At 40.9% G+C, this 15,167-nt stretch carries 11 protein-coding genes; 6 read left to right on the top strand and 5 right to left on the bottom strand.

Annotated features, from left to right (window positions below):
• Positions 1-144 precede the first annotated feature (144 nt).
• The gene (locus FD50_RS08170) at positions 145-1,023 is read right to left on the bottom strand and encodes a hypothetical protein (RefSeq protein ID WP_056961091.1); all 879 of its coding nucleotides are present in this window, start codon (positions 1,021-1,023) and stop codon (positions 145-147) included.
• 364 nt (positions 1,024-1,387) lie between these two features.
• On the bottom strand, positions 1,388-3,388 hold the full coding sequence (locus tag FD50_RS08165) for a muramidase family protein (protein ID WP_056961090.1): 2,001 nt from the start codon (positions 3,386-3,388) through the stop codon (positions 1,388-1,390).
• A gap of 195 nt (positions 3,389-3,583) precedes the next feature.
• Between FD50_RS08165 and tpx the strand changes: the two genes are divergently transcribed.
• Positions 3,584-4,075: a thiol peroxidase gene (gene tpx, locus FD50_RS08160; RefSeq protein ID WP_056961089.1), complete on the top strand. Its 492-nt coding sequence runs from the start codon at positions 3,584-3,586 to the stop codon at positions 4,073-4,075.
• Between the two features lie 103 nt (positions 4,076-4,178).
• Here tpx and FD50_RS08155 read toward each other — a convergent pair whose 3' ends face one another.
• Positions 4,179-5,081 carry a cation diffusion facilitator family transporter gene (locus FD50_RS08155; protein WP_056961088.1) on the bottom strand — a complete coding sequence of 301 codons (903 nt, stop codon included), beginning with the start codon at positions 5,079-5,081 and terminating at the stop codon, positions 4,179-4,181.
• Positions 5,082-5,299: 218 nt separating this feature from the next.
• On the opposite strand from FD50_RS08155, the gene FD50_RS08150 reads away from it, so the two are divergent.
• Positions 5,300-6,970 carry an acetolactate synthase large subunit gene (locus FD50_RS08150; protein WP_056961087.1) on the top strand — a complete coding sequence of 557 codons (1,671 nt, stop codon included), beginning with the start codon at positions 5,300-5,302 and terminating at the stop codon, positions 6,968-6,970.
• Positions 6,971-7,088: 118 nt separating this feature from the next.
• The gene (locus FD50_RS08145; protein WP_054757802.1) at positions 7,089-7,928 is read left to right on the top strand and encodes an aldo/keto reductase; all 840 of its coding nucleotides are present in this window, start codon (positions 7,089-7,091) and stop codon (positions 7,926-7,928) included.
• A 232-nt stretch (positions 7,929-8,160) separates the two neighbouring features.
• Here FD50_RS08145 and FD50_RS08140 read toward each other — a convergent pair whose 3' ends face one another.
• The gene (locus FD50_RS08140) at positions 8,161-8,844 is read right to left on the bottom strand and encodes a triose-phosphate isomerase (protein WP_054757803.1); all 684 of its coding nucleotides are present in this window, start codon (positions 8,842-8,844) and stop codon (positions 8,161-8,163) included.
• Positions 8,845-9,124: 280 nt separating this feature from the next.
• Here FD50_RS08140 and FD50_RS08135 point away from each other — a divergent pair, with 280 nt between their 5' ends.
• Positions 9,125-10,510: a class II fumarate hydratase gene (locus tag FD50_RS08135; protein ID WP_056961086.1), complete on the top strand. Its 1,386-nt coding sequence runs from the start codon at positions 9,125-9,127 to the stop codon at positions 10,508-10,510.
• 42 nt (positions 10,511-10,552) lie between these two features.
• Positions 10,553-11,950 carry a flavocytochrome c gene (locus tag FD50_RS08130; protein WP_056961096.1) on the top strand — a complete coding sequence of 466 codons (1,398 nt, stop codon included), beginning with the start codon at positions 10,553-10,555 and terminating at the stop codon, positions 11,948-11,950.
• A 322-nt stretch (positions 11,951-12,272) separates the two neighbouring features.
• On the opposite strand, the gene FD50_RS08125 is transcribed toward FD50_RS08130, so the two are convergent.
• Positions 12,273-13,238: a ketopantoate reductase family protein gene (locus FD50_RS08125; RefSeq protein ID WP_056961085.1), complete on the bottom strand. Its 966-nt coding sequence runs from the start codon at positions 13,236-13,238 to the stop codon at positions 12,273-12,275.
• Positions 13,239-14,004: 766 nt separating this feature from the next.
• On the opposite strand from FD50_RS08125, the gene FD50_RS08120 reads away from it, so the two are divergent.
• Positions 14,005-14,961, top strand: coding sequence for a ketopantoate reductase family protein (locus FD50_RS08120; RefSeq protein WP_056961084.1), 957 nt, complete (start codon positions 14,005-14,007; stop codon positions 14,959-14,961).
• The last annotated feature ends 206 nt before the right edge of the window (positions 14,962-15,167 follow it).

Genomic DNA, 15,167 nt, shown 5'->3' with positions numbered 1-15,167 from the left:
ATGTTCGTAATTTCGAGTTAGCACTCAAATTTTCCCGACTTATGTCACACTCTCCCGCTATTTATGCTGAATAAACGCGTTTTATAAGTCAAAGTTCTGCGACTTCGACGCCTCTTTTTAAAAAGATTACTGCAGTTGAAATCATTATTCCTTGAAATGCTTGGACTGGTGTAAATATTTAAAGCCAAAGCCCATTATCATGGCTGCAGTTAACAAAATCCCCCAGAGTGAAAGCAGTGCACTAGTTTGATGATTATCGCCAGTTTGGGGTAAGGTTGCTGCAGCAGCGACATGACTGGTTTTTGTCTTAGCAACTTGATTCGGGGATGATTGTGCTGTGAGGGTGCTTTCCCTAGTGGCAACAGTCTGATTATTCCCTGTAGCAGCTATATTGGTAGCATTGTGGTTAGGCTCTTTGGCAGCACTACTGCTGGAAGAAGAATCCGTTGTCCTAGATTTTTCAGTAGAACTAGCGGCATTTGTGGTAGAATTTGAAGTTAAAGTTGCAGAATTTGCAACAGTAGAACTAGCAGCTGCAGTACTGCTTGAGACGTACCCAACCCCACCAGCGCCTTCGCCCGTGCCGTCATGGTTAATGGAAGGATCATCACCTTCACCAGGATTATCGCCTGTCGCACCAGTGACTATACTTTCAGTTGAACTCGAGTTCTGTGCTGCTGAATTTGAGCTTGCAGTTGCTGAGCTTGCAGCCTCAGTGGCAGTTGAATTTGTGGCAGACGAACTAGCAGCTGCAGTACTGCTTGAGACGTACCCAACCCCACCAGCGCCTTCGCCCGTGCCGTCATGGTTAATGGAAGGATCGTCACCTTCACCAGGATTGTCGCCTGTCGCACCAGTGACTATACTTTCAGTTGAACTCGAGTTTTGCGCCGCTGAATTTGAGCTTGCAGTTGCAGGATTGTTTTCAGAAACAGTTGAAGCAGTTACGATTGTCGGACCAGTGAGCATAAGAGCTGCTAATACAGTAGCTGCAACACTTGTGATTTTTTTGTGCATCATCATAGGAAGTTCCCCCAATATAATTGATGTATCCTAATAGTTTCGTGCCAAACGAGTTAATTATACTAACAAATTAGAGCAAAATATTTTTAACGAAATAAATCTACGTTAATTATTGAATTTTTTGAGCGAGAAGTCAATTGTTTTTTAAAATAATTTTTTACCTTTTTTTGCATAAAAAATGATGCAGTGAAACATTTAAAAATGTAAATAACGAGCATAAACAGTATCAATCTTTGATTGCAACTACACATTTTTCAAAGATAAAATACGCATTTATTTTTAAATTTTCTCAAAAAAAGCATTGATTGCTGCAACTGCAGTTTAATCAATGCTTAAGAAGTTTGAAAAAATTATAATTGACTTACTAGAATTTTAATTGCTGACCAACATAGATGATATCAGAGGTTAGGTGATTATTGGCTTTGATCTGTGTCACAGTTAAGCCGGATTTAACAGCAAGTTGCCACAATGAATCACCAGCTTTGACAGTATATGTGGCATGGTCAGAATTACTGGATGTCTTAGGAGCCACACTGCTGGTAGCAATTTTTAATACTTGTCCAACGTAAATAGTGTCAGAGCCGAGACTGTTAAGGTTTTTAAGCTGAGTAACGGTTAATCCATGTTGATTAGCAATGGCCCAAAGTGAATCGCCAGCTTTGACAGCATACTGTTGAGTACTTGAACTATGCTTCGAATTGTTGTTCGCAGAGCTAGAATTTGAAGCATTTTGCGGATTGGAATTATTCGAATTGGCAACTTTTAATTTTTGCCCAACAAAGATAATGTCAGAAGATAAACTGTTCCAGCGCTTCAAGTTAGCGACTGAGATACCGTAGCTATTCGCAATTGCCCAGAGCGAGTCCCCGGCTTTAACAGCATAATTTTTATTGGTTGAAGAACTGTTTGTGTTACTGTTTGTATTGCTGGAATTATGATTGCTAGTATTGTTCGACGGAGCAGTATTGTTAATATTTGTAAGTTTGAGATTCTGTCCAATATAAATGGTATCAGTCGAAAGATTATTCCATTTTTTCAAATCACTAACGGAAATACCGTGTTGATTAGCAATCGCCCAGAGTGAGTCCCCGGCTTTGACAGCATATTGCTGAGTACTTGAATTATGATTTGCGGAGTTAGAATTAGAAGTGTTTTGGGTATTAGAACTGCTTGAATTGGCAACTTTTAGTTTTTGTCCAACGTAAATAATGTCGGAAGACAGACTGTTCCAATTCTTCAAGTTTGCAACAGAAATACCATGGCTGCTGGCAATTTCCCATAATGTATCACCACTTTTAACGGTGTATGAACTATTGGTGGCTGCATTCGCACCGCTGGAAGAGGGGCTCTGATTTGAAGCTGAATTATGATTTGACGATTGCGTTGAAGTACCGTTGTTAGGCGTGTCATACTTTGTTAAACCATAATTATTAATAAGAGTTATCAAAGTAGCTGCGTAGTTAGGTGCAGTTGCATACGTTCCATATTTTCCATGAGCAAGATTTTGGGCTGCGGTCGCAACAGAAGCTGCAGTTGCTTTTGTAGAATTCGGAAAATTATTTTTAATTAGGGCTGCATAGCCGGCAAAGGAATCACTGTAGCTATGATAGGCTTGAAATTTAGCTGGAAGATAGATCCAGGAGCCGCTAACATACTCTGAAGTGTTCATTGTAACGTAATTCCCGCTGCCGGAATACTTTACTCCAAATAGATTGTGAGCTTGCGTGGCCAACGAGCTGCCACCCCAACCACTTTCAAGAGCTGCCTGAGCAATCATCAGGGATGCATAGAGATTAGATTGCGTTGCGACCTGCTGGGCAGAAGAGGCGACGCTGTTTAGAAATGAATTGACATTACCTGGAATGGATGCTGACAAATTTGTATTTAAATTCGCACTGAACGACGCAACGCTAACATTACTGTTAGCCACAGTAGGGCTACTTGGATTATCCGCACTTGTGGCAGCAGCACTGCTTGAAGTTTGTGTATTTTGGCTGCTGGACTTTGTTGTTGGAGTTGAGGAACTGACAGCAGTTTGCGCACTTGTAGCAGTGTTCGTGGAGGGAGCAGAACTACTAGAGTTTTCAGTTATTTCGTTAGCGGTGGTTGTTTTGTTACTTTCGGTTTGTGTAGTAGAACTAGTTTGTGTAGCCGTGTCATTTGGCGTAGCTTTGGCTTCAGACGCTGCATTTTTTTCACTTGTAAGCGTAGTTGTTGTAGCAGCTTTAACGCTAATCGTTGGTAGGGTAGCGGCCCCAAGTAACAGGCCAGTGCCGACATAGGAGGCTGTGCGGCTAAAGCCGTGAATATGTTTGATGTTGCTTAAGTATTTCTGATGAGCGATTCGCGCACTTCTTTTTTTCAAAGTGGAGCACACCCTTTCAAAGGAATTTTTAAGTATTTACTTTTAGTCACTAACGTTTATTTGGGTTCAGTATAGCAAAAAACAAAACTAATCTGAATTAATCGGTTTTTAAATTCAGCGAGGTAGAATTTTTTTATTTGAAAACAAGATATTGTATAATACGTGAGGTACAAGAAGATCAAAGGAGCTGATTTTGTGAAAGTTACAATGCATAATGCACCGCTTGATACGAATAGTGAACCGCCTGTTGTAGGAGAAAGCTTCCCAGAATTTAGTCTGGAAAATGATCGTCAGCAACGAGTTACATTACAAGGCTTAAATGGAAAGTATGTGTTAATTAGTGTTGTTCCAAATATCAACACAAGAGTATGTAGCCTCTCTACTAAGAAGTTCAACGAGAGGGTGGATAATTTCCCTAACATTGATTTTCTGACAATTTCAACAAATACAGCAGATGAGCAGAAAAATTGGTGTGCTGCTGAAAACGTTTCAGAGATGCAGCTCTTATCTGATGCACAAGGAAGTTTTGGCAAGCAGCTTGGACTGTACATTTCAGATAAGGGGATTGATGCCCGGAGTGTCTGGATTATTGATCATGCTGGAAAGATAGTTTATCGTGAATTGATTGGAGAACAGAGTAATGAACCTGATTATGCAGCTGCATTAACTTTTTTGGAACAGCATTAAAGGTGTTCATTAGATTAATCAATCGGCAAAAATGATTGTTATGTTTATAAAAAACAAAAAATGCCCTCACATATTTCTTTTGAAAATATGTGAAGGTATTTTTTTAGTGCTGCTGTTTTTCATCATCTTTTGAAAAGCACATCTTATCTTTAAGACCGCGGGTACATTCAGCTTGAATGGTGACATGCATAATTTTGTATTTCTTTTGGAGTAGCTCTTCGATCTGAGAATAGATTAATTCTGTCTCTCTTAAAGACTGATTAGCCAGATTGACATGTACAGAGGCCACTAATTCATTTTCGTTGATTAGCCAAGTATGGAAATGATGGACACCACGTACCGAAGGAATAGTCATGATAGTGTTCTTGACTTCTGTCGGATCAATTGCGGGGGATCCTTCCATTAAAATCATTAGCGTTTGCCGAATGATTGGCCAGGCTTCGTAAGCAATGTATAAAGAAACCAAAATAGTTACCACAGGATCCACCCAAGAAATTTTGAAGAAAAAGATTAAAAGTGAGCCGATGATAACTCCAACTGAAGCTAATGCGTCGCTTAGGAGGTGCAGATAAGTTGCACGCAAATTGAGGTTATGTTTTGAATCACGGCTAAGTAGGATAGTTGCAAAAAGATTTGCTACAAAACTGATCAAGGCTGTCCAAAACATCACACCGCCACTAACTTGCTCGGGCTGCATGATGCGTTTAATGGCCTCAATCAATAAATAGACCGAAAGAAAAACCAAAATTAATGAATTCAAGAGTGCAGCAATAATTTCGGCTCTTTGATAACCGTAAGTATTTTTGGGAGTAGGACTGCGCATCCCGATTCGATGAGCAATATAACTTAGAATAACCGAAAAAGAGTCACTGAGATTATGCAGGGCATCAGAAATTAAGGCTAAACTACCTGAAACGATACCACCAAGAAGTTCAAAGATTGTGATTGTGACATTTAACACAGTAATTAGTAAAAATCTTCTACCGGAAAAGCGTGCTTGTTCCAATTTGAACCCTCCTTTCTGAATTCAATTAAAGATATGAGTATATGTTCATATTACGTGTAAACTATAACATGAATATTTTGTAAAAACAACTATTAAAGAGGAATTTAGTAGTGTAAAGTGCTACTATAATAAAAAGTAACTAGCATTAAGACTTTGTGAAAAAGCTCAAAGGATTTTAATGGTTAGCTCTTATAAAAAAAGAGAATTGAGGAGAAAACATGAGTTCAGATTCGCAGAAGGATACGGCACATCTAATAGTAGAATGTCTTGAAGGTGAAGGAGTAAAATACGTTTTTGGAATTCCAGGAGAAGAGAACATCCACTTAGTTGATGCGCTTAATGATTCCAAGACGATTGAATTTGTCCTTACACGCCACGAACAAGGAGCTTCATTTATGGCAAGTACGTATGGACGGTTGACAGGGATGCCAGGGGTTTGCTTGGCAACCCTTGGACCAGGTGCGATTAATTTAATGCTGGGAGTTGCTGATGCAGAGACAAATTCGACTCCCTTGGTTGCATTAAGTGCTCAAGGCGGGTTGGCAAGGTTGCATAAAGAATCTCATCAAGTTTTAGATCTTGTTTCTATGTTTAAACCGGTTACACAATATGCCAGTATGATACTGACACCGCGGGCAGTCCCCGAGATGATTCGCAAGGCTTTTTCAACAGCTAAGAGAGATCGACCAGGTGCGGCTTACCTTGCAATTCCTCAGGATGTTGAAGAAAAGCCGGTGACGGCTCAGTTGAAACCTCTTAAAATTGATCCTATTTCTGTGACGCAGCCGACTGTTTCAGATATTGATAAGGCAGTGAAGTTAATCGCCGCCGCTAAAAATCCAATAATTTTAGCAGGGGATGGTGTGCTGTGGAAGCACGCGGAACAGGAAGTTCAGGAATTAAGTGAGTTACTAGACATTCCAGTTGTAACCACGTTTATGAGCAAGGGTGTCCTCTCAGATAGACATAAAAATGCGCTTGGGGTTGTTGGCTTTATGCGCAAGGATTACGAAAATTTTGCGATTGATCGTGCTGATATGATAATCTCAATTGGATTTTCCATTCAGCAATTTGATCCGCAAAGAATCAATCCACATGGCGATAAAAAAATTATTCATATTAACATGTTCCGTCAAGACGTTGATAGTCACTATCCAGTTACATTGAACATCATTGCAAACATTCGTGCTAGTTTGCAGGCGTTATTACAATCATTACGGCTGCAGGACCTGCATTTTTCGCACAAAACTGCTCAAATTCGAGAACTGATTCATGATGAATTGATCAGTGGGCAAAAGAGTCTTGATGTTCCGCTAAAACCGCAAACAGTTGTGTATGCAACCCGTAAGGTTTTACCAGATGATGCAGTAGTGCTTGTAGACACTGGGGCAGTTAAGATGTGGATGGCGCGTCTTTATCAAACTTATCTTTCAAATACTTGCTTAATTGACAATGGACTTTCAACAATGGCCTGGACTTTACCAGGGGCAATCGGTGCCAAGCTTGCTCGGCCTGATAAAGTGGTGGTTGCTGTGATGGGAGATGGAAGTTTTCTCATGAACTCACAGGAGATTGAGACCGCAATTCGCGAGAAGCTTCATCTAATAATCGTAATTTGGGAAGACGCATCTTATGGACTTATTAAATGGAAGATGGATATGGAAATTAAGCATCATAATGGGGTTGATTTTGACAACCCAGATTTTGTCAAATATGCGGAAAGTTTTGGGGCACATGGCCGTCAAGTAGAAAAAGCAGGAGACTTTTCACGCTTTATGCAAGAAGCAGTAGCTGCTAAAACGGGTGTCTATGTAATCGCAGTTCCTGTTGATTATCGTGAAAATATGAAGTTGATTAGTAAGCTAGGTAACACAACGATGCGCCTTTAAGGTTTGTAATTCAGGACTTAGTCTACGGAGGCTGGGCGCCGGGTGTCGCACTTTTTTCTAATAACTTGCCATAAAGCAACAAGTTGCAGTAGGATAAGTGCAGAAAAGGGGTGTTGTTTTGAAGAAAACTTTTTCTTTTGACAAAGAATTAACCGTGAATCGTTTAGGATATGGAACCATGCAACTGCCTGGAAAGGGAGTTTGGGGTCCTTCAACGGATCCGCAAAACGCCATTAAAGTTCTGACCACAGTGTTAGACAATGGAGTTGATTTTATTGATACAGCAGATGCTTATGGGCCGTTATTCGCCAATCTTTATCTGAAAAAAGCCTTACAGCAACGGCCTCACACTAAAGTAATGGTCGCTACCAAAGTTGGGCTTACACGCCAAGGCCCAGATAAATGGACTCCAAATGGTCGGCCGGAGTACTTAAGACAGCAGGTTGAACTGAATTTGTTTTCGCTTGGTTTGGATCAAATTGATCTTTTACAATTGCATCGAGTTGATCCAGCAGTTCCGCTAGCAGAACAACTTGGCGTTTTACGTGATATGCAGGCTGAAGGAAAGATTAAGCATATTGGATTAAGCCAGGTCAGTGTGCAGCAACTTGAAGAAGCTCAGAAAATTGTACCCATTGTTTCAGTGCAGAATCGGTATAACTTAGTTGATCGTGCAGATGAAGATGTTTTACACTATGCTGAACAGCACCATCTGGCATTTATTCCTTGGTTCCCCTTAGCAACCGGGAAATTGGCAGCTGATCAAAGGTTGCAGCAAATTGCTGCAAAATATGATGTTGGACCAGCACAGATTGCACTTGCTTGGTTATTAAAAACAAGCGAGGTTGTTCTCCCGATTCCGGGAACCAAATCTGTGGTCCACGCATTAGAGAATCTTAAGGCCCAGGAGATTGAGTTGAGCGAAGAGGAACTTAATGATCTGAATGAATTGAAATAGTTTTTTAGCAGCTCTAAAAATAAAAGTGTCACTATACCATGCCTTTACAAACAATGTAAATTGCTAGAGATGGACCACTAATCATGCAATTTATTGTAATGTGAGCGCAATGGAACTAGTGACACTTTTTGAGTAAGTCGGCGTATCAGCCTAGATCAAAGCTTACTTGTAGCTATTAGGCAAAGTTGCCTTTAATTATAGTCTGACGTATTAAAATTTTGGCAGAAGTCAGTTACTTTTTAAAGTGTGCTAAGGCACCTATTAATGCGTTCAGCTTGGCCTCCCAATCTTCAGCTTTGACAATTCCGCTAGCACCACCAGTTCCAGCTGCACCCCATTCCAGCATTTGGGTCACATCTGCCGCAGTGCTGACACCAGCAGCTTCGATTACGAAAATAGCAGGATCAACTGCATGAACTGCAGCAATTGACTGCGTTACATAGTCTTTGCCGCTTGTTTTGCCGGAACCTACTAGTGCAGCCGGTTCACAGATCATGGCATTCGGGTGCAGTTGTGCAACGGCTTGACACTGTTCAAGTGTGTCTGCACAAGCAATACTTAAGAGGCCAACTTTTTTAGCACGCTTGATACCGGCATCGAGTTGTGAAAGAGTTAGCTGTCTTTCAGAATGGTTCAAAATGACGGCGTCTACTCCATAGGCTTTCAAAGCTTCTGGTAAAACGCTTCCCATTCCCTTATTTGGAGGGATTGTATCCATGTGTTGTGCGGTAATTAGCAAATGAGGATATGCATGTTTTTTAATTTCAGGGATATCAATCAACTGTGCGGTGAAAATACTTTCAATGTCGTATTTTGCTGCTACTTTTTCAGTCAGCTCAGCTAATCTGAGTACATCATTCCCATAAAGATACGTTTTAGGGTTTACCATAAAAAATGGTTTTTTAAATTTTTTCATCCAAATTCTCCTTTAGTTGCTTGTTTACAGGTCTGCGAAAATGAAGCCAAAAATTAAGTTCCTGCTTTCATTGTAAGCGCTGAAATTTGGATTGCAAAAAAATTGATTATATTCTAATCACCGCCTTAGTTTTTAACGACTGCATGTTAAGGGCGTACTTTCATTAACGAGTATTGTATTTGAATTTTGAAACAGGATATAATAAAGATGATTATTGTTGCTGTTTTTCGAAAAGTTAGCATGAATTTTTTGCAACACTACAATCCAAGGAGGAGCTAGCATGACGTCATTTCGAATTGAAGAAGATACATTGGGACCCGTTAAAATCCCTGCAGATGCGCTGTGGGGACCGCAAACAGAACGCAGCCGCCATAATTTCAAAACGGGGAAGAAGATCCCACTGGCGCTTATCCGTGTTTTAATTGAGCTCAAAAAAGCCGCAGCCCAAGCTAATGGTGCGCTAGGACAACTTACAAGTGATAAGACTGACATAATGGTAGCAGCTGCTGATAAACTACTTGGGCTTACCGACGAGAAATTGGAAAGGGACTTTCCGCTACATATTTACCAAACTGGTTCGGGTACGCAGACTAATATGAATGTGAATGAGGTTATTGCTAACTTGGCTGCCCGCATGGACAACACAATTACAATACGGCCGAATGATGAAGTTAATCATGGGCAAAGTTCAAATGACATTTTTCCGACTGCAATGAACATCACAGCTTATTTAGAGCTGGCGCAACTTATTGCAGGACTGGAGCATTTGATTGCTGAATTAGACGAAAAAAGAAAAAAATATTGGCGAACTGTTAAAATTGGTCGAACTCATCTGCAAGATGCGACTCCATTAACTTTTGGACAAGAAGTCAGTGGTTGGGTGAGCATGCTGCAGCATGATCTGCAATTCATTCAAGCATTGCGGCCTAGTTTGCTAGAACTACCACTTGGAGGCACCGCAGTTGGTACTGGGATGAATGCGGCCCCAGGCTTTGCTGCAGCTGTAGCTACAAGAATAAATACGCGTTATCATAGTGATTTTACTGTAAAAAGCAATAAATTTTATGGTCTGAGTGCACATTCTGCGTTGAACGCGGTTCATGGAGCATTAAAGACACTCGCAAGTGATTTGTTGAAAATTGCGAATGATGTCCGTTTCTTGGCCAGTGGTCCGCGTGCAGGTTATGGTGAATTGCATATTCCGGCTAACGAGCCTGGTTCATCTATCATGCCTGGCAAGATTAATCCAACTCAAGCAGAGGCATTGACGATGGCTGCACTCAGAGTGATGGGCAATGATACTGTGATTACGACGGCTGCTTCACAAGGAAATTTTGAAATGAACGTCTTTAAACCTTTAATTATTGAAACCTTTTTGGAGTCGGTTGAAGTCTTGGAAGGAACTATGAAGGGTTTTGCAGACAAAATGATTCATGGCTTGACAGTTAACGAAAAGAGAATGTCCGAGTTAGTTGCAGATTCGTTGATGACGGTGACGGCACTTTCACCACATATCGGGTATCATGCAAGTGCAAAAATTGCACAACAAGCTGAAAAAGAGGGAACTACTTTAAAAGAAGCTGCGTTGAAATCGGGGAAGGTCACCGCAGAACAATTTGATCTGTGGGTTGATCCATTGAAAATGACTAATAGTGAGGGACAATAACGGGCAAAGTTGGTTGCAAGCACAAATATTTTAGGGGGTAAAATAGTGGGAGCTTTTTCTTTTAGTACAACCGCACCAGAAAAGTTACAAGATAAATATGACGTGGTAATCGTCGGGTCAGGGGCCACCGGTTTAACCTGTGCGTTGCAGGCACATGAGCTTGGACTGCAGCCGCTGGTGGTTGAAAAAATGGCTAAAATTGGCGGCAACACTAACCGGGCATCTTCAGGAATGAACGCTGCTGAAACTAATGTGCAACTGCAGCATGGGATTGTTGATAGCTTTGCTGAATTTTATCAAGAAACATACCATGGCGGGGGTTATCTTAATGATCCACAACTGCTGCGTTACTTCAGTACACATGCGGTATTGGCGCTTGATTGGTTGTCTGCTCATGGAATTGAACTTTCTGATTTGACATTGACAGGTGGAATGAGCAAAAAACGTGCACATCGACCGGCTAGCACTGCTCCGATTGGGGCATTTCTGATTCAAGGCTTGTTGCAGGCATTACAGCAACAAAAGATTCCGTTGGTAACTGAAACAACTGTTACGCGTCTTTTGCGAAGTACAAGCGGAGCAACCCAAGGAGTAGAAGTCAAGTTCGCCGATGGAACTAAAAAAACGCTGCACAGCAAAGTAGTGGTGTTAGCAACTGGTGGATTTGGTGCTTCAAAAGAGTTGCTGCAAAAGTATCGTCCGGATCTTTTAGGGTATCGGACAACGAATCACGCAGGTGCTACTGGGGATGGACTTAGGCTGGCCCATCAAGTTGGCGCAGAGTTGATGCAGATGAACTTGATCCAGGTACATCCTACTGTTCAACAAGATAATCCCCATGCCTTTTTGATTGGTGAAGCAGTCAGAGGTGAGGGCGCACTGCTTGTTTCAAAGGGAAAACGATTTGTGAATGAATTAGATACACGTAGAATCGTCTCCAATCAGATTACTGCACTGCCAGAAAAAAGTGCCTATCTAGTTTTTGATCAACAGGTTCGTGAGCGGGTCAAGGCAATTGATTTTTACCTCAAAATTGGTCTAGTGGTCACAGCTTCTTCAATTGCAGAGCTCGCGCAAAAGGTTGGTTTTGAAGTAGCTAAATTGGAAGAGACGGTAAAGACCTGGAATCAAGCGGTTGAACGCGGCTTAGATCCGCAGTTCGGCAGAACAACTGGCTTTGGCAATGGCTTGACCACAGCACCTTATTATGCAATTCACGTAGCACCTGCTGTCCATTACACAATGGGCGGTATTCATATTAACGAAAAGACACAAGTGCTTGACGGAAATGGGGATGTCATTCCGGGACTTCTCGCTGCCGGGGAAGTCGCAGGCGGACTTCACGGAAATAATCGAATTGGCGGAAATTCAATTGCAGAAACAATTGTTTTCGGTCGGCAAGCAGGACAACAAGCAAAAGTATTCACGGAACAAGGATAGCAAAAGATAGTAGCAGATTTGCTTCTAAAAAGTTATTTAAATTCGTTTTTCGAACTCTTTATGTTATTAAAATAGTACTAAGGGGCTGTGACAAAAGTTAAATTTCGTCACAGCCCCTCTTTTATTCCGGATAAACGTGTTCCATAAGTCAAAATTCGAGTTAGCACTCAAATTTTCCCGACTTATGGAACACGTTCTTTATTTTTATAAATTAACATGATGTCTGACTTAAATAGGCAGTCAGTAATACTGTGAGAATGATTATGACACAGTGAGCATTAGTGTTTTGTTTTAATGTGCCCAAGGAACTTTTCAGTAGGGCTTATTCCGAGACAGCCTCTTTTGGAGCTTGACGAGTGTGTTCTGCAAGATGGACAAGATGGGTTAAGAATGCATGTGTAGTCGCTTCATAGCGATACTTTCTTCCCAGCTCGACCAAGTAGCCATTGATGTAGTCTACTTCTGTTGGACGATTATGCGACATATCTTGATACATTGAAGGATAGTGCAACGGGTTAGCAACGGTTGAGACGTAGTTAACGCTCTCCAGCTCTGCTTGTCGGGTGTTAAGCATCTGGATACCGGCACGTTCGCAGACATCGTAGGCTTCATTAATCAGTTGTTTGCTCAACTCGTCAGCTCCAGGATAGCTTGCAAATTCACCCATTGTGATTTCAAAGAGCGTGCACAGTGTGTTAACAACAGAATTAAAGACAACTTTAGCGAGGAGCGTACCCATGAAGTTAGTGGTTAGATTCGGGTTGAATTGAGCTTTCTCAAGTTCAGTCACAACTTTATGCGTCATTTCATCCGGCTTTTCAGTATAATTGGCGAGATTCATTGTGCCAGCACCACGTGCACCAATGAAGTCAACATCTCCAGGTCCATTCAAAACAGTTGCGACCAAAGCAGTTCCAGCAATCAATTTTGCAGGTTTAAAATACTCTAAGAGTTTTTCAACGTGACCCATGCCATTCATACAAGTGAGGACGTATTGTTTTTCGTCAAAACAATGCGCAGTTCGTTTTAAAAAGTCCGCAAGCTGCATTTGTTTGGTAAAGACTACCCAAACGTCGGGATGTCCCTGGTATTCTTCCGGGTAGTAAACATTAACGGGGACAAGATGCTGATCCTGATGATCACGTGCAACTAAGACACCACCTTGTTCACGCACCTTTTCGACGTTCTTTTCCCAAGTGTCAACAAAATCAACTTGGTTTCCAGCTTCTTGTAATAAAACTCCATAACGGTATCCCATTGCACCAGCACCTAAAACTGTAAACTTCATAGTAGACCCCTCCAAGTATATTTTTATTCCGAATAAAAATAAAAAAGTCCCTTAGACAAAACAAAATTGTCTAAAGGACGCTGACGCGTGGTACCACCTTTTTTCATTCACGATTGTGAACCTCTTCGAACTCAAAATCAATTCGTCAGCACTATAATGGGTGCACCCACCGCAAGCTACTCATACTGCTTTTGCCTGCATCGCTCCAAGATGATTTTTTATTACCGTCAAATACCTGCTCTCATCAATTCAGGCTCGCTGATCATTTGCAGGGTAACAAAAGTTCTTTTCCACACGTTTTATCTCATTCGTTTTTAATTTATACGCAGTTTAACGCTTAAAAATCTAATAGTCAATCTTTTTTTTGAAAAAAATTATTAAATCGAACCCTGTAGCTTAAGAAAAGAAAGAATTTTGGCAAAATTAGTAAATAATTAAAAAGTGGTTGACAAAAAATGCTAAAAAAGTGTAGACTAGCTACATTAAATGATCATGCTATGAACGAAGTTAGTAGTTTTTCAGTTTTGCCAAGAAAGCACTGTTTGTTGGGAAAGTGCCAGAACTGAAGAAGGGAAGATTTGTTCATTGATCTTACTTTTCGAGGTAAGATGGGCAGCATCCATTAAAGTGCGTGTGTATCTTACACAGTAAGTGGCGATCTGCGAAGATGGTCAAAAACAAAAGGTGGTACCGTGCTGTCAAAGCACCCTTGGTTAAGTAACCAAGGGTGCTTTTTGCTTTAAAATAACAAAAAGGGGTGTTTGTAATGAAATATGGTGTAATTGGTGCAGGTGCGATGGGATATCGCTATGGCGTAATGCTGCAGGAAAATGCAGGGGTAGACGTTGACTTTATCGATACATGGGAACCCAATGTTGAAAAGGTGCGTGAACAGGGCGGAGTCTCAGTTGCACGTGATCATCAAAATAGACGGTTAGTTCCGATTAACATTTATTATCCAGAGGAGTATCAAGGGCATCCTGATGTTTGGATTATTTTTAAAAAGCAGATGCAACTTGAAGATGAATTAAAGCGGGATGCAGCAGCAGGCTTATTCCATGACGACCAAGCTGTTTTTTCTGCTATGAATGGAATGGGACATTTTGAAAAAATTGCGCAATATTTTCCCGCTGAAAAGATTATTTGTGGGACAGCGATGATCGCAACACGTCTTGATGGGCCCGCAAATGTTGACTTTATGGGAGCTAAGGGAACTGAACAAATGCACATTGCACAATATGCTGGAAAGGAACCCACCCCAGTAACGCAGAAAGTAATTGCTGATTTTGAGAAAGCTTCTCTGGGACCAATCTTTGCGGCAGATTACTTAGGGATGTGCATGTCAAAAGTAGTTTTCAACGCGGTGGTTAACACGTTATGTACGATGTTTGAAGTTCAAATGGGTCAATTTATTGAGTATGAGGGTGTTCCCAAAATGGCCCAGCAACTTTTCAACGAAGCCTATGATGCTTGTGAACGGGCGGGGATTCATCTGATTGAAACCAGGCAAGAAGAGATTGATTCTGTTACGACGATTAGTCACGAGTATAAATATCACTATCCTTCAATGTACCAAGACTTTTCCAAGGGAAGGCCCACAGAAGTAGATTACATAAACGGGTATATTGCTAAAATTGGGAGAGAAAATGACTATGTTTGTCGAACACATGAATTTGTCACACAACAGGTCCATTTGGCTGAATTAATGCGTAAATATCACTGAAATTGCAAGAAAATAAAAATTTAATTAAATATATAAAAAGAATTGCGGATTATTTTAAGCCAATGAATAAGAAACGTCAAGCGAATTTAACTATGGAAATTCGTATTTGACTGACAAAGACTGATATTGGAGTACGATGATTTATATATTACGAAATAAGAGAGTGTGACATAAGTCGGGAAAATTTGAGTGCTAACTCGAATTAA

Origin of the sequence: Liquorilactobacillus satsumensis DSM 16230 = JCM 12392, from assembly GCF_001435195.1 — a bacterium.
Taxonomy (GTDB): Bacteria; Bacillota; Bacilli; order Lactobacillales; family Lactobacillaceae; genus Liquorilactobacillus; species Liquorilactobacillus satsumensis.
Note: the sequence above shows the minus strand (reverse complement) of the source record. Positions and strands in the feature narration are given on the sequence as shown.

Excerpts from the sequence above, each read along its gene's own strand:
- FD50_RS08140 (WP_054757803.1), bottom strand. The coding sequence starts at position 8,844 with ATGAAAAAATTTAAAAAACCATTTTTTATGGTAAACCCTAAAACGTAT.
- FD50_RS08120 (WP_056961084.1), top strand. The coding sequence starts at position 14,005 with ATGAAATATGGTGTAATTGGTGCAGGTGCGATGGGATATCGCTATGGC.
- FD50_RS08170 (WP_056961091.1), bottom strand. The coding sequence starts at position 1,023 with ATGATGATGCACAAAAAAATCACAAGTGTTGCAGCTACTGTATTAGCA.
- FD50_RS08135 (WP_056961086.1), top strand. The coding sequence starts at position 9,125 with ATGACGTCATTTCGAATTGAAGAAGATACATTGGGACCCGTTAAAATC.
- FD50_RS08125 (WP_056961085.1), bottom strand. The coding sequence starts at position 13,238 with ATGAAGTTTACAGTTTTAGGTGCTGGTGCAATGGGATACCGTTATGGA.
- FD50_RS08150 (WP_056961087.1), top strand. The coding sequence starts at position 5,300 with ATGAGTTCAGATTCGCAGAAGGATACGGCACATCTAATAGTAGAATGT.